Origin of the sequence: Streptomyces sp. MMG1533 (assembly GCF_001279775.1) — a bacterium.
In the GTDB taxonomy this organism is placed as follows: Bacteria; Actinomycetota; Actinomycetes; order Streptomycetales; family Streptomycetaceae; genus Streptomyces.
In genome coordinates this window covers 1-218 of sequence record NZ_LGDG01000205.1, presented here as the reverse complement: position 1 = coordinate 218, position 218 = coordinate 1, and the positions used below count along the sequence as shown (strand labels likewise).

1 protein-coding gene is annotated in these 218 nt (G+C 64.7%); it reads left to right on the top strand.

Annotated elements, in window-relative coordinates:
* A partial coding sequence (locus tag ADK57_RS19855) for a hypothetical protein (RefSeq protein WP_159050103.1) occupies nt 1–218 on the top strand: 218 nt, incomplete at both ends.

Here is a 218-nt window from a genome sequence, read left to right as displayed (position 1 = left end):
GCCCCGACCTGTTCCCCCTGGCGGTCGACGGGGACAAGAACAACATCAAGTGGGTCCTGGTCGTCAACATCAATCCCGGTGGCATCGCGGGCGGTTCGGGCTCGCAGTACTTCATCGGTGACTTCGACGGCAAGAAGTTCACCGCCGACGACAAGGGCACCTACACCCCGCCCACCGGCACGGTGGTGCAGGACTTCGAGGGCACCGACTTCGGCTCG